This window comes from Glaciecola siphonariae (assembly GCF_042652645.1).
GTDB classification, from domain to species: Bacteria; Pseudomonadota; Gammaproteobacteria; order Enterobacterales; family Alteromonadaceae; genus Glaciecola; species Glaciecola siphonariae.
The window spans coordinates 155,291-174,022 of the sequence record NZ_JBHSGU010000029.1; the positions used below are offsets into that span (position 1 = coordinate 155,291).

The window sequence follows — 18,732 nt, forward strand, 5'->3', positions numbered from 1 at the left end:
TAACAATATTTCTCTCAACCTTATCTATCACATTAATCAATTATGATATTAATTGAACAATCAACGGTTCATTAGATGCCTAGAGGAAGCATGAGCGTAGACAACGCTAAACTAAATCAGCTAATCGCTTGTCATGACTGTGATTTACTGATTGAAATACCAGAAAAACTGGAGAATTTTCAGCACCTTGCTTGCCCACGCTGCGGGGAGACGCAGTTTTCTGTTCAAAAAAGTCCAATCGATAAAACCTTGGCCCTATCGCTTAGTGCGCTCATGTTTCTGATAATATCGGTTAGCTTCCCGTTTATGACCATTTCAAGCAAAGGCGTGGTAAATACTATCTCCTTGCTGCAAGCACCCAATGTATTGTTAGAAGATGGGTACTCCTTTATGGCCTTTATTGTCATTGCTTGCGTGATTGTTCTGCCCGGAATGTATCTTATTTGTTTGGTCGCCATGCTCGCCCCACTTTTAAAAGAACAATCAAGTAAGGCGTCGATGCTTTGCGCAAAAATTATCAGTACGCTGGTTCCTTGGATGATGGCGGACGTATTTGTACTGGGCGTGTTAGTTGCTCTGATAAAGCTCATGCATATGGTAGACATTCTCTTGGGCGTGGCGTTTTGGTCTTATATTGGTTTCACCGTCTTACTACTAAATTTAAGCAGCATTGTGACAAAACGTCAGCTTTGGTATTGGGTGACAAATGGCAGATAACAACACCGAGCATACCGCCGCCGATTACAATCTAGCAAATTGTTCGCGCTGCCTATCGCTCACGCCTATTGATGAGAACAACTGCAGAGTGTGCTCTCGGCGTTTACACTTGCGTCATCCAAACAGTTTGCAGCGAACATTAGCACTGGTCGTAACTGCGATGATACTTTACATTCCCGCAAATATGTATCCAATCATGAGCACAACTCTGTTCGGACGCACAGAGCCCTCAACAATTTTAGGCGGCGTAATTCTATTTTTTGAGATGGGCTCGTACTTTGTAGCCAGCGTCATATTTATTGCCAGTATTATTATTCCGATAGCTAAAATGTTGGCTATTATTTGGTTGTGTTACTGCGCAAAAAGTAATCATGATGTTCACCACCTAGAGCTCACGAGGCTTTATAAAATTACCGAATTTATTGGTAAATGGTCGATGATTGATGTATTTGTAGTAGCGATTTTGGTTGCGCTCGTGCAAATCACTGGCTTCATGACAATTCACCCTGGATTGGCTGCGCAGGCGTTTGCGGGTGTCGTGATCCTAACTATGTTGTCTGCCCAACAACTTGACATTCGTCTTATATGGGACAATGTTAAGCGCACACCAGAACTTACAAAAGATGGACTAAGTAGAGCAAACGTAAATGACGGATGAAGTTTCTAGCAAGCAAGCAGTAGTCACCCATAAATCTCGCATATCAAGCATATGGATACTGCCCATAATAGCGGTGCTTGTGGGCATCGGTATGTTGTACAAAGAATGGCAGGACCAAGGCCAAACTATCACCATTGCCTTTGAAAATGCCGAGGGCTTGGAGGTCAATAAAACCAAGGTTAAATATAAAAATGTCGACATTGGCATGCTCGACGGCATTGAGTTTAACGAAGACGGCGACGGCATATTAGCGCAAGTTGTTATCGACCGTGAAATGACCCATTTCTTGCGCAGCGACAGTCAGTTTTGGGTGGTGCGCCCGCGGATCGGTTCGTCGGGTGTAAGCGGCATTGGTACCTTGCTTTCAGGCGCATTTATCACGCTAGAGAAAGGAAAAGATGAACAATTGAGTAATAGCTTTGTTGGCCTCGAATCTCCCCCGATTTCCTCACCAAACGACGAAGGTTTGAAAGTGAGCTTGGTCTCAAGCGGCGGAAAAGCCCTTCGGGAGGGCAATCCAGTCATGTACCGCGGGTTTGAGGTCGGTGCGATTGAGCTAGTTGATTTTGATGTTGATACCCGCGAAATCACTTATGAAGTGTTTATTAATGCCCCATTCCATAACTTGGTAACGACTAACACATTTTTTTGGAACGCGGGAGGCTTTGAGTTCAGCACCAATGGTCAGGGTCTGGCCATTGATTTTGCATCCGTAGAAACATTTTTAGCCGGTGGTGTGCAATTTGATATTCCCGATGACCTTCCCCTAGGAGAAAGAATTACAGAAGCGGCCAGCTTTAAGCTGTATGAAAATAAACGTAGCGTCACCGAAGAACGCGTATACGAGTATTTGGAATATGCAATTTTAGTCGAAGATTCAGTCGCTGGCGTGCAAGTGGGAACACCCGTTGAATATCGAGGTATTCGCGTCGGGCGCGTCGCAAAACCCTATTTAGGATTTCATCAAACTAATTTAATCGACCCAGATGAAGAGCGCATTCCCGTTATTATTCATATAGAGCCTCAACGTTTAGCGCAGGAAGAGGGGTATTCACTCGAATGGTTTGACCGGCAGTTTAAGCAATGGATAAAAACCGGCCTAGCCGCAAAAATTGAGAGCGCAAACTACCTTACCGGCGCGATGAAAATCAATCTTGATATGACCAATCCGGTGAGTAATGAGATTACATACTTCGGGCAATATATGGTCATTCCTATCAATGAAACAGGGTTTGCCGGCATATTAGACAAAACCGATGCGCTTCTTGCCAAGATAAACGCACTTGATATTGAGTCGGTGATTGTGTCGGTAAACGACGTGATGAGCTCAGCCGAAACGACGCTAGATTCGGCGAATGACGCTATCATATCTACGCAGTCAGTTATCCTTACCATGGAGCAAACGCTTCGTGAAGGGCAAAGTGTGATGAAAGGCTTGCAGCCTTCGTCGCCTATTTATCAGGAGCTCCAAGACAACTTGATAGAAATTCAGCGCACCTTAGATAGCCTTCAACCATTTATTGAAAAAATCAGTGCCCAACCTAATTCGCTTATATTCGGCGAACAGGCTCAGCCTGATCAAGAGCCCAAACGGAAAAATCCATAATGTTTATACGAATCTGTTTCATCATTTGCGTCTTCTCGTTAACCGCATGCAGCAGCTCAGGTCCCGGGCCTAAGGTTCAGTATTATTTACTCGATACAGCCAGCGATAGGTCTTTGACAACAGACGGTGCTTCGCAGCTTGCAGAGGTGCGCGTTGGCGCAGTTCCTGACTATCTGAATCAGAACGCGCTGATTATGATGGTAAGCGAGCACACGCTTGAAATAGCCCGCTATCATAAGTGGGCCGACCGACTCACCGACAGCATTGCGCGTGTCGTGGAATATGAGTACAACCAAGCATTGATAGTAAGCGAAGCGGACAGTGCGTGTGAGCAGTGCCGCAGCATCGTGCTGTTTATTGAACACTTTTACCCCACCGCAGACGGCGACGTATTCTTAACGGGTTTTTATCAATACAACAATGACCAAAGCGCTCCGATTAAGAAACGCTTTAATTTACAGGGTCGTATTCAAGGTGATGGATACAAAGCTGCGGTTGTTGAAATGCGTCAACTGTTGGTTGAACTCAGCGCACACATAGCACAAGAGCAAGGAATTACTCAGAGTTAAGCCTCGTTCGCACTAAGCGCACATGAAGACTTCGGTCTTTGGCTTTAATCGAACTGGTGCCATTAAAAAATGCCATTGACCATGCGCGAGTGTCATCAATGATTGAGGGTGTTGATGTCCAAAAATCGTCAGGCGGCGTCTGCGGAAACAGCGCCTCGTTAACCGCAGGCCTTACGCAGGCTCGTTCTACGATAACACTTAATTCTTTTATATTTGGCATACGCCAACCGAGCGCTTGGGCAAACTCATATCCATAGCTTGCCTGCAGGGCGTCTTGCCAAGTATAGAGCGCGGCCTCGCCGGTGCACTCATCGTTTTCCCACGTTTGCCCTAGTGAGCAACGCATAAATACCAAGTTAGATGGCCTGTGCAATATCTGACCGTCGCCGATTTCTAAATAAAGCTCTTCATCTGATGTAGCTGGAATGTCACCTACACACACCGATTCAGCTATTGCCACATTGCTCAATATTGCCAATAAGGCCCAACAGCCCACTAATATCAGCCGTTTAATCATGACTCCTCTCATAAGCTATTCCTCCCCGCACGCACTAGTCTTACTCGATGTTCGCTAGATTTGCTCCAAAAATTATCGACACCGCTCGCAAAGTCTATTGCCCATGCATTACGCGCAATTTCCTCGTTTACCCCATCAGCACTGCTTTGGCGTGTCCAATACCACAGCGATGGCGAAGAGCCTGTATTTGGAAAATAAAACGTATCGATAAGCGGCGCACTGTCTTTGCCATAGTGCAAAATCGACTGCAATTCAGCGTGAGTGGGCAAACGCCAGTCAAAAAATCCGCAGCGACCTGCTTGGTTAACTTGTTCAACAAAGGCTTGTGTATTGCATTGGTCACCGCTTAGCTCACACGACTCGCTTTGCGCGTTAATATCGCCCTCAAATCCACCGATTTCGCCCTCATCTTGATACCAAGTAAAGGTGCTGTTTGCGTTATGAATACTGCCTGCGTCGGTGTTTTTAATTTCCCATACTAAGCCAGTGATATTGTCTCTAACACAGCTGAACGGAAGACTTAGGTCGTCTACCGGATCGCCATTGTCGTTGAGCCGAGTAAAATCAAAGCCATTTTCACCGCGCCCGGTTTTTTGCAGGCTGCCTGTGGTTTGCAGCCGGTCGTTGCCATATTGTGCATCTTGCCCGGGGTAATCAAAAGGATACGAGACCTGCATGTTTGACGCGCGAGCATATAATGCAAGCCCAGTATCGTTTATCCTTGCTCGCTGTGCTGGATTGACGGTGTGTGTAAGCGTTTGTGACATTTGATTGTCTTTTGCATCGGTAGCGGTTAGCTCAAATGAAATGGCCGTAGGCTCAGACACCGCTGGCGCGATCGCCAAAGCCCTAACTTGCTCTGCAAACTGTAAATTCAAAAAGCGCGTAAAATCATGCTGCCATATACTGGTAAATGGAGCGTTGCCAGGTGCGTCACTCCCTATCTCTGCATATAAGGGCAAATGCTCCCCAGAAAATACGCTTAAAGATTTGCTTACGCTTACGTGCGGCAATGTTCCCCGCTCACCTAAAAGCGTCAAAGACATGCGCTCTGTTGCCTCACCGCCCTCTTGGTCTGTTACCGTCAACATAATGTCTACATCTAAGGGCTCTAAAAATGATGATGTAGAAAAGCGTAAGGTCTGCTGGTCAACCTGCACCCCATCTAACACGTTCAAGCCGGCAACTTGCTGCCATAAATATGCGGCAATATCGGCATCTTCTGTTTGTGGATCAGGGTCTGAACTCATCGCAGCGCTCAAAATCACGTCAACGCCCACCGGATATGAAAGCGGAGCATAGTTTTCAATGGTGTTGGCTGATATCACGGCGGTAGGAAGTTCATTGATTGGATTTACAATGAGTGAAATGGTTTTGCTACCGCTTTTACCCTCTGAATCTGTAGCTACGAGGGTTAAGTTAAAGCTGGTTTCAACCGTTACCACCGGCGCCATCACCGATGCGTCGGCCATAGTGGTATCTGGATGATCAATAACAACGGGCGCATTGGCTCGCCATTCATATGTATAGGTTCCGTTGCCGCCGCTTGCAGTGCCGCTTAACGGAGAACTTTCTTGTTCAAGCAACTGTAGGTCAGTACCGGCATTAACTAACACCGGGCGTGTTGTCGCTGCGTCGGGGCTATCAGAGCCGCCACCGCCACAGGCAGATAAGGTCAAACATAACAATATTGTTAAGAAAATAGTGAGATATGTTCTCATGGGTACGCAAAATTATAGTCAACTTACCATTGAATTAGCAAAAGGCAGACCAAGTTACCGCGTATACGGAGAATATAGCGAAGAACCTATTTACTGAGGTCGCTTTGCTCTTGCAACTCAGCTTCTTTAACCTGCAAAGATAAGAGCTGTTTTTTAGCCGATGCTGCGTCGGTCATGTCGTATATCATCATGCAAACATGCTCAACCGCGCCAGTAGCAGATACTAAAGGTGAGAACACAACATTTTGATACATATAGGGCGCCGAGCTTGTGATAGGCCGATAGTTGCGAAATTTAAATAAGTAGGGACGTTGCTCCCAAGTAATGAACGCACGAGTGCGCAGGTCAAACACACTTTTTACCTTTTGTGAGAACCAAGCAGGGGCGATATCTGGAAATAAAGAAAATAGGACTTTATCTCTAACGTCCGACGGCAATAGGCCGGAGTGAGCTTCCATGAATCCATTCCATACCTTAATTTCAAAATCCCGATTAAACACAACAATGCCCACATCAACGGTTTGGATCATGTCCATCATCCAATGAAACTCAAGTAATTCGTCTAGCGCCTCTTTTGCGCCACCGGTGGTTACACTCATGCTTAATCCTCCAACAAATGGGCAAGTTTTGCGTTCATCATATCCATCGATTCCTCGGTAAACAGCAGCACAAGGTCGCACTGAACGTTAAACCCTTCTAAACCATAACTGAGCTCAATTGCCAGTGTTCTCCGCCATGCGCTTTTATTGGCGTTAATCAGCTCTTGCACGCTTTGATGCTGACCAAGCACCACAGGATGCCCCTGTCGAAACTGCATATCTAACTGATTGGCAATACCTCGTAAGCATGTGCCAATTAATATACTGGCAACGTCCATAAGTAACTCAAGCTGCATCTGGTCGTCGATATTGCCCTCAACTTGCATGATCCTCGCCATATCGCTAAAGCTAGAGTCACTCAATACACACAGTGCCTCGCCGCTAATACCGTCACCGAGAAAGCCTTGGCACACGCCAGAAGTGGTTTCATTAGCATCAACGTCTGACAACATCATATGCAGCTCAGAAACCTCAATCAGGTTTACATTTGGGATGGGTAGGCGCACAAATACGTTCATAGTGCGCGCAAGATGGTCTCCTGCCTGTCCCATGGCCACGTTTACCACTTCTTGATAACAGTCTCGTATCTCTTCATCTATGGCACTGGGCTGTTCAGGCACCTCTTCTTCTGCATGAAGAATGCTGTGCTTTTCGAGCATAGCTCTTAATTCTTCAGCATTTACCGGTTTTTTAATAAAATCCAGAGCGCCTAAATTTATCACTCGTTGGCGTGCTTCTGGCTGAATATCACCAGAAATTACGATGGTTTTAGTCCCTAGCGCCTGCTGCTTAATATGGAGTAAGGTTTCGTAACCGTCCATCACCGGCATGTTTAAATCGAGAAGAAGAAGTTCGCCTTTGTTTTCGCAAATTGCATCAAGCGCTTCCTCACCGTGCTTGGCAAAGTGAATGCTTGTTTCTAAGTCTTGCGGGAGGCATTTTGCGACTTGCTTGCGAGCAACCATTGAGTCGTCACAAATGAGCACTGATAACATATACAGACGTCCAACTTCATCAATGAGTTAATTTCATACTGGTATCATCGGAAAAATCTCAAGAATCTTTATATGTTTTACGCTTTGCTGGGCAAAACTGAAGGGATAAATTGAGCTGGCGCTCCTAGCCAAACAAAATAGGAAGCAATAAGGCTGTTACTATGCCGTTTAAGCATACGGCTAAGGTAGCAAAGGCAGCGCACGTTTCAGACGTGCTTATTGCTTTTGATGTGCCGACTGCATGGGCAACAGTGCCCAGTGCCACACCTTGCGCCATATGTGATGTTGTTTGAGTGATTGCAAAAACCCAAGGCGCAAAAATGGCGCCAACTATTCCGGTAACAATTACAAATACCGCCGCCAATGAAGCAATACCGCCGATAGACTGCGCCGTGCCCATTGCAAGTGGCGTGGTAATAGATTTGACCAACATGGTCATTTGCAAATTAAAGGGAGTGTCAAACGCAAAAATGCTCAGCCATGCAAGCAGTGGGGCGAGCGTTCCGCCGATACAAATAGGCACAATCACTCGCCAGCCCATTTTAATGAGCACCCTAAACTGATTAAACAAAGGAATAGCCAGAGCAATGGTTGCTGGGCCCAACATAAATGCCAGTAGCGATACATGTTGCCGGTAAGTATCAATGGAGATATTCAAAACGGTAATCGCACCAATTACCATTACCGCGCTTCCTATCAAAGGATGAGCCATAGGATGACGCTTGGCTTTGTTATAGATAAATACGCTGATTAAATAGGCACATATGGTAGCTGCTAGCAGACCTAGCGTTAAGCCGCCAGACTTCAAAAACATCCAATCATTCATTATCGATATCTTTTGGAAGAAGCTTTTGACTTAACAAGGCGGTTATTAACAAACTCAACACCGTGGAAGCAACTATGGACAGTAGTAGGGCAAGCGGAAACGCTAGAATTAAGGTGATATAAGCAACAATACCTGCAATCGCAGGAATAAAAAATACCACCATGTGCGATAGCAAAAAGCCTGTTGCTGGCTGCAAGATCTTTGGCACGCGCCCAATAATTAGTAGTATAAGCAGTAGGATGGCGATGCCGATAAGAGCAGGAGGAAAACTGAGGCTTAACGATTCGACGGCATATTCACACAGCAGAAAGAGACCCCCGAGGAGCGCAATGCCACCAAAAAATGATATCGAGGCGCTTACTTTAGAACGTACTCTCTTGATGAATGGTGATGAAGTAATCGGTTCCTTTTTTGGAGTAGTCAATTTTATACTCTTTATTATTCAGGGTTTGAACAAATAACAGACTACGATAATCGCCGAAATTTTCTGAAGATGCTATATCGACTTTAGCCACATCCATGCGCTTCGCTTCTAATTTGTTTTCCGGCACCTTGCCGTTGTATTCTTCAATACCGTTGTGAATAACCATTAGCACAGGGTCTTGACGACTATTAACGATTAATAGGTCAACCTTGCGTTGTTTGTGGATAATGGTATTGCGCCCGCTCAACAAATAAGGGGTTTCGTTCATTCGCACTCTCCAATCTAAAATGCGTAATGCTATGGTGCAAACATAGCAAAAATTCAGAGTTATTGCACTTATATGACGGCAGATTGCTTGCAAACTTTAATAAATGCAACGAGTTAGCATTATTTTATAAAAATTTTAAGGCCTTGGGTGACATAAAAGTAAAAAATCATTATACTTCGCACCGCTTCAAAGAATGGCCCGATAGCTCAGTTGGTTAGAGCATCCGACTCATAATCGGCAGGTCCCCTGTTCAAGTCAGGGTCGGGCCACCATTTCTTACTTATCTTGACGCTCGCCATTGTACCTAGCGTCCTTTGCATAAAAAAACGCAAACCAAACAACTACATTAATTAGATAGATAATCACCCTCGTCTCATCATCATTCAATAAGTCTGTTGGCCAGACATAGATCAACAGAGATGTAGCGACTATCATGATCATCAAAATAGACAGTCTTTTTATAGTTAAGAGCATACTTATATTGTTCAAAATAATATCCGCCATAGTGTTAAAGAGAGGAGATTTTATCTCCCCTTAATGTTTTGAAGATTTTTAAAGTTTGCGTTTATACAGACGGCTGCCTATAAAGCTGCCGACCTTATCAAGACCAATTGCGTTGCCAAAGTAATAGCCGCCAAGACCAGCTCCGGCGATTAATCCACCGGCAACCACCGCAGAACCTATTACAGCCATACTAGCTCCTGCGGCGGCAGCGCCTAAACCACCAGCAAAACCACCCAAGCCAACCCCGTCAGTAAATGAAATACCTCCATTTACCTGTTCTGTTTCAATATTGTTTAACTGTTTCATATTCATTCCTTAAATATTGCTAAATCGAGGGAATAATATAAACCTACTCAGGATAGTTCGTAACTGTACTTAAGTCGGTAAATATCAAGCTTCCAAAGTAAAATCGAAATAATGATTTTCCCCTTCATCCACATATTCGTTTGTTAAAATCAGTCCATGCTTTAATAACTCGCTCACATATGCATCTTTACCTAATGATCGCGACCGCTTCGCTGTTAAAACGTCCTGCCATTCACATACCTGCTTAGGAGCTGTGAACAAAAAACGCCCTCGGTTTTTAAGGGAGTGTGCTGCGTTTTGTAAGACCTTTAACTGTGCATCCTCTGGCAGTAAAAAAATAAGCCCTATTGCTATAATCGCATTAAACTTTATATCAAAGTAATTCGATGATTCTGCCGCTTCACAAGCAGCTATTGCCATCGGGAATCGTTTTTTATATTGCGCTATCAACGTTTTAGAAGCATCAATTCCATAGACTTGGCAGCCTGCATTTATTAAGACTTGTGTGTTGGGCACGCCAAATCCACATCCAATATCAAGTACCTTCGCGCGAGGAGGTAGGTTTGCTACCCAGTTTTCCAGTGTACTTTTGCCAACATTGGGGTTTCTCACAGCAATAAAGGTATTTGCTACCCGCTCCCATCCATTAGATAAATCCATATTTTCATCCAAGGTGTTCACTGCCCTCTCGTATTTAAGCACCGCATCTTAAATGAGCAAAACACAATAGTGCAGAGTAGTAAAGTCGAATACATTTTGTCCGTCTTCACATAATTGCGGCGAACACTAGAAAATTGGCGGGTAATAGTCACCAACATTATGTGAGTTCATTTCAAACGCTAAAGGAGAGCTGACATTTTAGATAGCCTTGTTAGGTCCAGAAGGTTAGGTCCAGAACGGTAGGTTCAGACCTGCCCTCTAATCACAACGCTGGTCAATTTTCACACTCCGTTAAAGCTTTATTGCGATTAACCGATTATTTAACATTAAGTCATCTTATTTCGGTTTATATGTTCAACATTTTCTTCAGACGCGTTTTCCAAGTAACTCTCTTCGTTTATGTGTGCATAGTCTCATGGGCGTCAGTTGCCAGCGTACAAATTCAAGTAGTTGATTTTGCGGGTGAGCCGGTGAGCGACGCGATTATTGCAATTGATTCGAAATCGCAGCAAAGCGCTGTTAACAACACGCTTGCAGTCATGGACCAAGTTGATATGACCTTTCAGCCTCATGTACTGCTTGTACAAAAAGGGCAAGCCGTTGCGTTTCCTAATAACGACAATATTCGCCATCATGTGTATAGCTTCAGTAAGGCAAAAACCTTTGAACTAAAGCTATTTAGAGGCTTGCACAGCGAGCAAATCGTCATGGAACAAGCGGGTATTGTTGAGCTTGGCTGCAATATTCACGATAACATGCTCGGTTTTATCTATGTTGACGACACAAATACCGCAGTAAAAACAAATGCGCAGGGTATGGCGGTCCTGCCTAGCCGCAGTCAAATGCAGGTGAACATCTGGCACCCAGCACTTGCAATTGGCATAGATAAACGCGAAGAGCGTGTTTTGGAGCAAGGCAAAGGGCTGCAAGTAATAAAAATTAACCTAAATCCACCCGCCGCGCCTGAGACTAAACGAAGTTTTAAACGTCGTTTTAATGCGCCTAGCTCACCCTCTGCTGGCTCGGGTGGCGGATCATGAAGCAGTCTTCACTAAAACGTCATTTGCTTGCTAGCATGCTTGGCTTGCTCACATTTTCATGTATGGCAATACTGGCGAGTATATGGATATCAACCTCTCAAAGCGGCAAAGCACAGTTACGAAACTCATTTGAAATTGCGCAAAGCGTGCTTCAAAGCGTGTTTAGCAATCGTGAAGCACTGTTGATTAATTCAGCCCAAGTGCTCACTGACGATTTTGGCTTTAAAGAAACGGTCGCAATTGGCGATGTCAGCACCATCCATAGTGCCTTGGTGAATCATAGCGCTCGCATCGAAGCTGACATGATGGCGATTATAAATCTCGACGGACAAATTGTATCAGCAACGCTTGATGTGCCCAGTAAACAAGGTAAGGTCACCTTTTTAAAAGCATCTACGCTAGATGAGGTTATGCGCAGTGGCGGCCTTATCACTTGGTCGGTGCTAGGCGGTAAACTATACCAAACTGTATTGATAACGGTCGATGCCCCCACACCTATCGGCATTGCACTTATTGGTTTTGAAGTAGACCAAGCTGTGCTGGCTACCTTTACTGCAGTTACGCAACTGCACACCAGTATCGAGGTGCAAAGCAGCCATTATGAGCCCTTTTCGATATCGTCGCTCAAAAACGGGCTAAGCGACGAAATTAAAAACACGAGCGTCGACTCGCTTTCGTGGATAATTCTGCCTTTTTTAAGCCAAACTTTTGCGTCTGAGTCGTTCACAATATCTGACATTGATGACACTCAAATAAACGTCATCTTCAGTGCAGATGTGACCGAGCGATTTTCTGCCTACAGGCGCTTGCAAATTGGCATCATTGCAATCGGATTGCTTACCGTTTCTTTAGCTTTTTCTGTGGCCATATGGCTTTCGCGGCGCATAACTAAGCCCATTGCTCAGCTTGTAGAGCTTACACAAACAATGGCGAATGGGGCATATCAGGGGCGTCCGCTTACTGACCAGCGCATAAAAGAAGTGGAACAGCTGTCGCATTCATTTCAATTGATGCAGGTAAATGTGGCAAATCGCGAGCAGAAAATTCGATATCAGGCCGAACACGACATGCTCACTGGTTTATTGAACAAAGGGCGCATTGCACAAATAATTGCTGAAAATCTGACTCACTCGCGCTTTAATGTCGTAGGGTTTAGCATTCCTGATTTGCGTCAAATCAACGATGTATTTGGTATCGACGTAGCTGACTTGTGCGTAAGTGCTTTTGCAAAAAATTTGTCGACCTTAGAAGGTACGCTTGCTCGTTTTTCAGAAAATGAGTTTTTGTGGCTACCTAACTCACAGCTTAATGAATTTAGGTTATCTGAGCTTCTCGATACCGTCGATTACCCCGTTATTTCTGACGACATTGCTATTCGCCCCAAATTTAGGCTAGTGAGTCTGATTTGCCCTGAGAATGCCGCTAGTGTTGACGAGGTATTTAAGCGCATAAACATTGCGTTTGATGAGGCAAATAAACAAGATAAGCGCGTTTTGATGTTCGAAAATAGCTTTGAGCAGCGCCATAGCAGACGCCTTAACATTGTGACTCAGTTAAAGCATGCTTTGAACGAAGGACAGCGTGAACTCTCGATGGTTTATCAGCCAAAACTAAATTTGCCTGACAACAAAGTGAGCAAACTAGAAGCTTTAATACGCTGGACCAACAAAGACTTAGGCTTTGTTCCTCCCGACGAATTTATTGAAATTGCGGAGCACGCTAATCTTATTCATGCACTCACTCGCTTTGTAATAACGCAGGTCTGCAAAGACCTTGTGACAATTCGTGCTGAACATAAAGACATGTGCATTGCGATTAATTTGTCAGCTCGCGACATCATGTCGTCAGACTTGCTCTCTTGGATTTTGGACGAGCTATCGCAGTACAAGCTGCCGACAAGCGCCCTGTCATTTGAAATTACTGAAAGCGATTTAGTCAGCGACACTGAGCAAGCGGCTATTCACCTTCAAGCGTTTAGAGATGCGGGCTTTGATTTAGCAATTGACGACTTTGGCACAGGCTATTCATCGTTGAGCTATTTGCAAAAGCTTCCGGTTAACGAAATAAAAATAGACAAGAGCTTTGTCCTCAATCTTTCGAGTAATCCAGGCGACGTTAAAATAGTGCAGCATATCGTGGAGCTTGCGCATAGCTTTGACTTAGCCGTTATTGCAGAGGGCGTAGAAGACGAGCAGGCCTTGTGCATTCTGCAGCAGCTAGGCAGCGATTGGGCGCAAGGCTACTATATGAGCCGCCCCCTCAAACTCGCTGACCTTCTCTCTTATCTAGCATCTTATCTAACAGATGCCCAACAGACTCGCGCAGAGGAAATTTAGTATGCGCAGGCTTTTTTTATTAGCGATATATCTAATGTGCCAATGTGTTTTAGCAAGCGCGACTGCTGCAGACGGTAAACTGATTGGCACCGCTGGGCTCATGCAGGTTGAAGGTGCGGGCGGCGGCGGAATTGTGCCTTGGGCAACCCTAGCAGGTTACGACTCGCGCGAGCAAATCTCGTTAAATGCGATGTTCAGCCAAGTATCGGTAGATGACTATCGCTTGCGCGCGATGGGCGCATCGGTGTCATTGTACGACAGAGTTGAGCTCTCGGTGGCTAAACAGCGATTCGACATCAACGGCACCGATGTAAATATCCAGCAAGATATTTACGGGGCAAAAGTGCGCTTAAGCTCAGATGCAGTATACGGAAGATGGCCGCAAATAAGTATCGGCTGGCAGCACAAACGTTTAAGAGACGGCGCTATCGCACGTACGCTTGGGGCTGATAACTCCTCTCACGGTAACGACTTTTACCTTGCGGCAACAAAAGTGCATCTTGGCGCTCTGGCCGGCTATAACGCCGTTTGGAATGTAACGGTTCGCGCCAGCAAAGCGAATCAAACGGGCTTATTAGGCTTTGGGAGTGCAAGCGATAATCACTACAAAGCTTTGCTTGAAGCGTCAGCAGGAATTTTACTTTCTCGGCACGTGGTAATAGGCGCTGAGTACAGGCAAAAACCTAACAATTTAGGTCTTGGCGAACAGGCATGGAAAGATATTTTTATCAGCTACATACCGTCTAAACGCGTCAATTTTACCCTAGCCTGGGTTGATTTAGGCAGCATCGCGGGCGCCCCTGAACAAACGGGCGTGTATTTTTCAATCAGCGGGGGCTTACTGTAATGGCTTTGTTTAGAATAGCGGCGATGTTATTAACTGCACTTTTACTGTTGAGCTGTAAGCATACAGACGCGGGCAGCACTTTGTATGAAGAGTTAGGCGGTCGCAGTGGTATCAACCAGATTGTTGATAATTTTATAACTGAAATTGAATATAGCCCCGATATATTCCCGTATTTTGAAAATAGCGACGTTGCGCGTTTTCATGAAAAGCTGTCGGAGCATATATGCATGCTGGCATCAGGACCCTGCGCTTATACCGGCGATACTATGGAGCAAGTGCATGCCGGTATGAATATAAGTGAGCGCGACTTTAATATTGGCGTTGATTTGCTGATAAACGCCATGAACAAAGCCAACATACCTCATACCACTCAAAACAAGCTATTAGCCACCATGACACCCACTCGCAAAGAGATTATTTATAAATAATGTAAGTCACGCAAAGGCTTACGTAAGTTAACTTGCAAACGCCACGCACTGATAAGCAAAGTCTGCGGAGCCAACACATGATCCTTGCTAATGACCTGTGTTTGCTTATTCGATTAAAAAAGACTCAATGGCCCCGCGCTTTTGCATGGTGACGAACATGCGCTTTTTATTATTTCCCCCTAGCGCAACGTTGGTAGGGTATTTTCCTTTAAGCGCTACCTCTCGCAAAATTTTTCCTTGCGGGGAAACGATGGCAATCACACCTTTGCTGTAGCGAGCAATGTAAATATTGCCAGAGGCATCAGTCAGCATGCCGTCGAGACCAAAATCATCAAACGAAATGAGCAAGGATTTGCTGATAACATTACCATCTTTGTCCAATTTATACTGCCACACCTTGCGCTGAACGCTCTCGTTCACATAGAGTGTTTTTTCGTCAGGACTTAAAGCAATGCCGTTGGTAGTGCCCATGTTACCCTCAAGCAAGGTCACCGTGCGGTCTTTATTTATTCGCCAAAGATTACCGTTACTTTGCGCCCAGTTAGGATCGCTCGCAAAAATCAATCCGGAGCTTGAAACGACAATATCATTCGGCTGATTCATTTTCTCAAAATGCGCGTAAACCTCTACCTCGACCCCACCCTCACGCCGCATGTTTTCAGCACTGATTATCATCACGTTATGATTTACGTAGTCGGCAATATACATATTTCCAGCTAGGTCGAAATCTATGCCGTTGCCAATAGAGTCATTAGGCAAGCGAGCAAACTCAACCGCCTGATGTTGCCCACTCACTCGCCCGATTGTTCCATTTTGCTGAAAATTCACCGCGTACAAAGCGCCGTCTTTACCCACCGCTGGCCCTTCTACCCCGTTGGTAAAAACACCGTCAGCCACCCAATCAACGCTTCTATATACAGGCAGTGTCGAACTTGTGGTGTGGCAGGCTTCAATGAGTGTTAAGAACAAGGGTACCGCTGCAATAAGCGTTTCTTTTTGCTGAGCTTGTAAGGCCATAAGCTGAGTTTGAAGGCTAGTGACTTGCGCGTTTGACATCGTGCTTGTCCCAGAGCATAAATCAATGGTTTGATGCGCAAGCCTTAAAAAAGCACTCGCCTCGTTTAACAGCACTTTGAATCGCGCTAACTCTGGGGTATTTGTATCAATGTCTTGCAAATTCAAGATGCTTTGTTGCCATAATGCAAGCTGTTTTGAGATTGCCTCAATCACCGAGCTTTTGCTTGTTTCCTGCGCTTGAAGCGCTTGAGTAAGCTCAATCAAAGTTAAACTTTCAGGTCCTAAGTAATCCACAAAATCATCCAAAGGGGCTAGCTGGTGATATTTGTTCTGTCGATATTTAATATGGTGTCGGGTGTAGTAATGCGCAGGCTCAAACAAAGGTGCAAGTTGCCGCAGAGAAGCGATAAGGGATGACGTCTTGCCTCTATACGGCTCATTTCTATCAATGTCATTGACTGAGTTAGTCTGTGTCTTAGATTTTGAGCCAAAGGTCGTATCTAACGCCGGATGTGTTGCGCCCAGCAACTTTGAAAAGCCCTTGGTTTGCTGCTGGTAGTGCTGCAAACCAACAACATCGCGTGCATATTGGTCAATCACAAATAAACGCTCATACATATTATCGCTATCTGTTAACGTCGGCGGCGACCACAATCTCTCAGCAATTACAAACAAGCGCGGCCAAGTTCGTATATCTATGTTTTCATGGGTCACTAATTCAGACCACAATGTAGCCTCTCCACCCAATACATAACGGCGTTTGTCGTCGGTTAGCGCAGCAGGCAATTTTATATCGGGCATCTCTTCAAGGACTAGCTCTTGTGCATTGAGCATATAAAAAGCGTTGCCAATAAATAAACGGTGAGCCTGCAGCAGTGATGCCGTCTCGCCGACATTCATCTCTATATTCAGCGGCCCCATCCAGCTATCAACCGAAAATTTCAACACGCCACTTAAGGCAGAGCTCCGTTTCTCTTGCTGAGTAAGCGAGCGGATGTCAACTTGCCTAAAAGAGCGCTCGTTAAGCTGCATATAGCCGCAAACCTTCACCGGCGTATTGTCCTGTGTAAAGGGTTCTAGTCTTAGTACACCTGTCACAGGCGATCCTTTCAAGCGCTCAATTTCGAGCGCCCATGCTCGGGAGCTAATTTTTTCGCCAATATCCATACATTTTGATACGTCATGAGAATACAGGTCACGGATAGGTGCATTGCGATAATGGTAAGCGCTGTACTGGGGTTGGTCGATATAAAATCCGGTCGACAGCACACCTTGATAACCCTTTTGTGTAAACTCAGTGATCGAGTCTAAGCCGCGCCAAGACTGAATAACGATATCTTGCGGTAAATCTGGATGATATATCTCATCCCACCCCACTAGTTTGCGCTGATATTTAGCTAAAATGTTCTGCACTTTGACATTAAAATAATGGTGGATATCTTCGCTTGAGTGCAGCTTATAATCGAGCATGAGCTGGCGAATATTAGGATTATTCAGCCATTGTGTTGGATTAACTTCATCGCCTCCTATATGCAAATAGGCGTCTGGAAAAAGACGACTGAACTCTTTTACAATGGCGTCAACAAAGGAGTATACCCTATCATCGCTAACATCAAGGACCGGTTCAAACACTCCCCAATGGCGCTGCATTTCACTTTGCTTTTTGTCTGCCATCAGCTCAGGATAAGCCACCGCGATGGCCGAGGCATGGCCAGGAATATCAAACTCGGGGACAACTCTAATGCCTAGCAAGCTGGCATATTGCACAAGCTCCTTTATTTCCTCTTGTGAATAATAGAGATTATCAGAGGCAAGTTGGTGTAACTTAGGATAGCGTTTTGACTCAATTCTCCAGCCTTGATCATCATTTAAATGCCAGTGAAATACATTGAGCTTTGCCGCCGCCATGCCCCTTAACTGCCGCTTAATATCATCAAGCGGTATAAAGTGGCGCACGCTGTCTATGAGCAGGCCACGCCAAGCAAATTCAGGTTTATCAACAATATTGATGAGCGGCAACTTTAATGACTTAGGCGCTGCGCTCTGCTCTTTTTGACCTGCATATTGACCGGCATGTTGACTTGCATATTGACCTGCATAACTCCCTTCGTTTGCGCTAAAGAGCAACTGCATTAAACTTCTTAAGCCATGCATAGCACCAAAGTCAGTATTCGCTTGAATGAGCACTTTCTTGTTGCCACTCATTTCTGTATCGCTGGCCTGAGCATTCATCGCGCTTAAATTTAAAGAATAACTTTCATCCATACCCAAATACGGATGCACAAAACGATTCACTTCAGGTGCGGTGTATTCGGTCTCTTTTAGGTGTTCTGGGATGGCGAGCGATGGCGCATTTGTGCCGTTTTCAACAACCTTCAGGACAATATGCGCGACGGCCTCATCATCAACCCGTTTGAGCGCGGGTAAGTTGATGCCTTGTAAAGCATCATCAAAATGATTAAGCGCGTCTTCTTTTCGTGGCTCGCTCATGCCGTTTACATAAATACTAATGGGTAAGGTAATTTTGTGCTCGCCCGGCTGCAGCCTTACTTCAAAAGGGCATGGCATGAGCGCCACAGCGCAAGCTTCATTGTTATTCTCGGCATAACTTTTTTGTAAAACCGTACAAACAACAAGAAGGGCAATTGCGAACAAGAGCCCCAAGTTCTCTCGCGTGGCATATCCGTTAAACAT

The 18,732-nt window shown here is 45.1% G+C and carries 18 protein-coding genes and 1 tRNA gene; 9 read left to right on the plus strand and 10 right to left on the minus strand.

Going from position 1 to position 18,732, the window contains the following annotated elements:
- Positions 1-90 precede the first annotated feature (90 nt).
- The 4 genes from ACFO4O_RS17445 to ACFO4O_RS17460 are packed head-to-tail and all read left to right on the plus strand — an operon-like array spanning position 91 to position 3,550.
- Positions 91-717, plus strand: coding sequence for a paraquat-inducible protein A (locus ACFO4O_RS17445; RefSeq protein ID WP_382410877.1), 627 nt, complete (start codon positions 91-93; stop codon positions 715-717).
- On the plus strand, positions 707-1,375 hold the full coding sequence (locus ACFO4O_RS17450; RefSeq protein ID WP_382410879.1) for a paraquat-inducible protein A: 669 nt from the start codon (positions 707-709) through the stop codon (positions 1,373-1,375). The genes ACFO4O_RS17445 and ACFO4O_RS17450 overlap by 11 nt, the downstream gene beginning before the upstream one ends.
- The gene (gene pqiB / locus ACFO4O_RS17455) at positions 1,365-2,981 is read left to right on the plus strand and encodes an intermembrane transport protein PqiB (protein WP_382410881.1); all 1,617 of its coding nucleotides are present in this window, start codon (positions 1,365-1,367) and stop codon (positions 2,979-2,981) included. The genes ACFO4O_RS17450 and pqiB overlap by 11 nt, the downstream gene beginning before the upstream one ends.
- Positions 2,981-3,550 carry a PqiC family protein gene (locus tag ACFO4O_RS17460; protein ID WP_382410883.1) on the plus strand — a complete coding sequence of 190 codons (570 nt, stop codon included), beginning with the start codon at positions 2,981-2,983 and terminating at the stop codon, positions 3,548-3,550. Before pqiB ends, ACFO4O_RS17460 begins: the two co-directional genes overlap by 1 nt.
- Here the strand turns inward: ACFO4O_RS17460 and ACFO4O_RS17465 are convergent.
- From ACFO4O_RS17465 to ACFO4O_RS17495, 7 genes are all read right to left on the minus strand, one after another.
- On the minus strand, positions 3,537-4,079 hold the full coding sequence (locus ACFO4O_RS17465) for an Lcl C-terminal domain-containing protein (RefSeq protein WP_382410885.1): 543 nt from the start codon (positions 4,077-4,079) through the stop codon (positions 3,537-3,539). The two genes, ACFO4O_RS17460 and ACFO4O_RS17465, sit on opposite strands and share 14 nt — an antisense overlap.
- Positions 4,076-5,788, minus strand: coding sequence for an Lcl C-terminal domain-containing protein (locus ACFO4O_RS17470; RefSeq protein ID WP_382410887.1), 1,713 nt, complete (start codon positions 5,786-5,788; stop codon positions 4,076-4,078). The genes ACFO4O_RS17465 and ACFO4O_RS17470 overlap by 4 nt, the downstream gene beginning before the upstream one ends.
- 86 nt (positions 5,789-5,874) lie before the next feature.
- Entirely contained in the window at positions 5,875-6,387 is a 513-nt protein-coding gene (locus ACFO4O_RS17475) for a PAS domain-containing protein (protein WP_382410889.1), read from the minus strand.
- Positions 6,388-6,389: 2 nt separating this feature from the next.
- The gene (locus tag ACFO4O_RS17480; protein ID WP_382410891.1) at positions 6,390-7,382 is read right to left on the minus strand and encodes a response regulator; all 993 of its coding nucleotides are present in this window, start codon (positions 7,380-7,382) and stop codon (positions 6,390-6,392) included.
- A gap of 124 nt (positions 7,383-7,506) precedes the next feature.
- A complete protein-coding gene (locus ACFO4O_RS17485) occupies positions 7,507-8,208 on the minus strand; it encodes an LrgB family protein (protein WP_382410893.1) in 702 nt (233 codons plus the stop codon).
- The gene (locus ACFO4O_RS17490; RefSeq protein WP_382410895.1) at positions 8,201-8,632 is read right to left on the minus strand and encodes a CidA/LrgA family protein; all 432 of its coding nucleotides are present in this window, start codon (positions 8,630-8,632) and stop codon (positions 8,201-8,203) included. The genes ACFO4O_RS17485 and ACFO4O_RS17490 overlap by 8 nt, the downstream gene beginning before the upstream one ends.
- Complete coding sequence (locus ACFO4O_RS17495; protein ID WP_382410897.1) at positions 8,571-8,900, minus strand: hypothetical protein; 330 nt, start codon at positions 8,898-8,900, stop codon at positions 8,571-8,573. The genes ACFO4O_RS17490 and ACFO4O_RS17495 overlap by 62 nt, the downstream gene beginning before the upstream one ends.
- A 195-nt stretch (positions 8,901-9,095) precedes the next feature.
- Between ACFO4O_RS17495 and ACFO4O_RS17500 the strand changes: the two genes are divergently transcribed.
- A tRNA-Ile gene (locus ACFO4O_RS17500) sits at positions 9,096-9,172 on the plus strand.
- A gap of 280 nt (positions 9,173-9,452) precedes the next feature.
- Here ACFO4O_RS17500 and ACFO4O_RS17505 read toward each other — a convergent pair.
- Both ACFO4O_RS17505 and ACFO4O_RS17510 read right to left on the minus strand, forming a co-directional pair.
- Positions 9,453-9,710 (minus strand): hypothetical protein, encoded by a 258-nt coding sequence (locus ACFO4O_RS17505; RefSeq protein ID WP_382410899.1) that lies wholly within the window; start codon positions 9,708-9,710, stop codon positions 9,453-9,455.
- A gap of 84 nt (positions 9,711-9,794) precedes the next feature.
- The gene (locus ACFO4O_RS17510; RefSeq protein ID WP_382410901.1) at positions 9,795-10,370 is read right to left on the minus strand and encodes a class I SAM-dependent methyltransferase; all 576 of its coding nucleotides are present in this window, start codon (positions 10,368-10,370) and stop codon (positions 9,795-9,797) included.
- 350 nt (positions 10,371-10,720) lie between these two features.
- Between ACFO4O_RS17510 and ACFO4O_RS17515 the strand changes: the two genes are divergently transcribed.
- Genes ACFO4O_RS17515 through ACFO4O_RS17530 form a run of 4 tightly spaced genes read left to right on the plus strand, consistent with a single transcriptional unit; the run spans position 10,721 to position 15,021 of the window.
- On the plus strand, positions 10,721-11,410 hold the full coding sequence (locus ACFO4O_RS17515; RefSeq protein ID WP_382410903.1) for a methylamine utilization protein: 690 nt from the start codon (positions 10,721-10,723) through the stop codon (positions 11,408-11,410).
- Positions 11,407-13,746 carry a bifunctional diguanylate cyclase/phosphodiesterase gene (locus ACFO4O_RS17520; RefSeq protein ID WP_382410905.1) on the plus strand — a complete coding sequence of 780 codons (2,340 nt, stop codon included), beginning with the start codon at positions 11,407-11,409 and terminating at the stop codon, positions 13,744-13,746. Before ACFO4O_RS17515 ends, ACFO4O_RS17520 begins: the two co-directional genes overlap by 4 nt.
- Position 13,747: 1 nt before the next feature.
- Positions 13,748-14,593: a DUF3034 family protein gene (locus tag ACFO4O_RS17525; protein WP_382410907.1), complete on the plus strand. Its 846-nt coding sequence runs from the start codon at positions 13,748-13,750 to the stop codon at positions 14,591-14,593.
- Positions 14,593-15,021 (plus strand): group I truncated hemoglobin, encoded by a 429-nt coding sequence (locus tag ACFO4O_RS17530; RefSeq protein ID WP_382410909.1) that lies wholly within the window; start codon positions 14,593-14,595, stop codon positions 15,019-15,021. Before ACFO4O_RS17525 ends, ACFO4O_RS17530 begins: the two co-directional genes overlap by 1 nt.
- 105 nt (positions 15,022-15,126) lie before the next feature.
- Here ACFO4O_RS17530 and ACFO4O_RS17535 read toward each other — a convergent pair whose 3' ends face one another.
- On the minus strand, positions 15,127-18,732 hold the full coding sequence (locus tag ACFO4O_RS17535; protein ID WP_382410911.1) for a family 20 glycosylhydrolase: 3,606 nt from the start codon (positions 18,730-18,732) through the stop codon (positions 15,127-15,129).

Excerpts from the sequence above, each read along its gene's own strand:
- ACFO4O_RS17445 (WP_382410877.1), top strand. The coding sequence starts at position 91 with ATGAGCGTAGACAACGCTAAACTAAATCAGCTAATCGCTTGTCATGAC.
- ACFO4O_RS17450 (WP_382410879.1), top strand. The coding sequence starts at position 707 with ATGGCAGATAACAACACCGAGCATACCGCCGCCGATTACAATCTAGCA.
- pqiB (WP_382410881.1), top strand. The coding sequence starts at position 1,365 with ATGACGGATGAAGTTTCTAGCAAGCAAGCAGTAGTCACCCATAAATCT.
- ACFO4O_RS17460 (WP_382410883.1), top strand. The coding sequence starts at position 2,981 with ATGTTTATACGAATCTGTTTCATCATTTGCGTCTTCTCGTTAACCGCA.
- ACFO4O_RS17465 (WP_382410885.1), bottom strand. The coding sequence starts at position 4,079 with ATGAGAGGAGTCATGATTAAACGGCTGATATTAGTGGGCTGTTGGGCC.
- ACFO4O_RS17470 (WP_382410887.1), bottom strand. The coding sequence starts at position 5,788 with ATGAGAACATATCTCACTATTTTCTTAACAATATTGTTATGTTTGACC.
- ACFO4O_RS17475 (WP_382410889.1), bottom strand. The coding sequence starts at position 6,387 with ATGAGTGTAACCACCGGTGGCGCAAAAGAGGCGCTAGACGAATTACTT.
- ACFO4O_RS17480 (WP_382410891.1), bottom strand. The coding sequence starts at position 7,382 with ATGTTATCAGTGCTCATTTGTGACGACTCAATGGTTGCTCGCAAGCAA.
- ACFO4O_RS17485 (WP_382410893.1), bottom strand. The coding sequence starts at position 8,208 with ATGAATGATTGGATGTTTTTGAAGTCTGGCGGCTTAACGCTAGGTCTG.
- ACFO4O_RS17495 (WP_382410897.1), bottom strand. The coding sequence starts at position 8,900 with ATGAACGAAACCCCTTATTTGTTGAGCGGGCGCAATACCATTATCCAC.
- ACFO4O_RS17505 (WP_382410899.1), bottom strand. The coding sequence starts at position 9,710 with ATGAAACAGTTAAACAATATTGAAACAGAACAGGTAAATGGAGGTATT.
- ACFO4O_RS17510 (WP_382410901.1), bottom strand. The coding sequence starts at position 10,370 with ATGGATTTATCTAATGGATGGGAGCGGGTAGCAAATACCTTTATTGCT.
- ACFO4O_RS17515 (WP_382410903.1), top strand. The coding sequence starts at position 10,721 with ATGTTCAACATTTTCTTCAGACGCGTTTTCCAAGTAACTCTCTTCGTT.
- ACFO4O_RS17520 (WP_382410905.1), top strand. The coding sequence starts at position 11,407 with ATGAAGCAGTCTTCACTAAAACGTCATTTGCTTGCTAGCATGCTTGGC.
- ACFO4O_RS17525 (WP_382410907.1), top strand. The coding sequence starts at position 13,748 with ATGCGCAGGCTTTTTTTATTAGCGATATATCTAATGTGCCAATGTGTT.
- ACFO4O_RS17530 (WP_382410909.1), top strand. The coding sequence starts at position 14,593 with ATGGCTTTGTTTAGAATAGCGGCGATGTTATTAACTGCACTTTTACTG.
- ACFO4O_RS17535 (WP_382410911.1), bottom strand. The coding sequence starts at position 18,732 with ATGTTTAACGGATATGCCACGCGAGAGAACTTGGGGCTCTTGTTCGCA.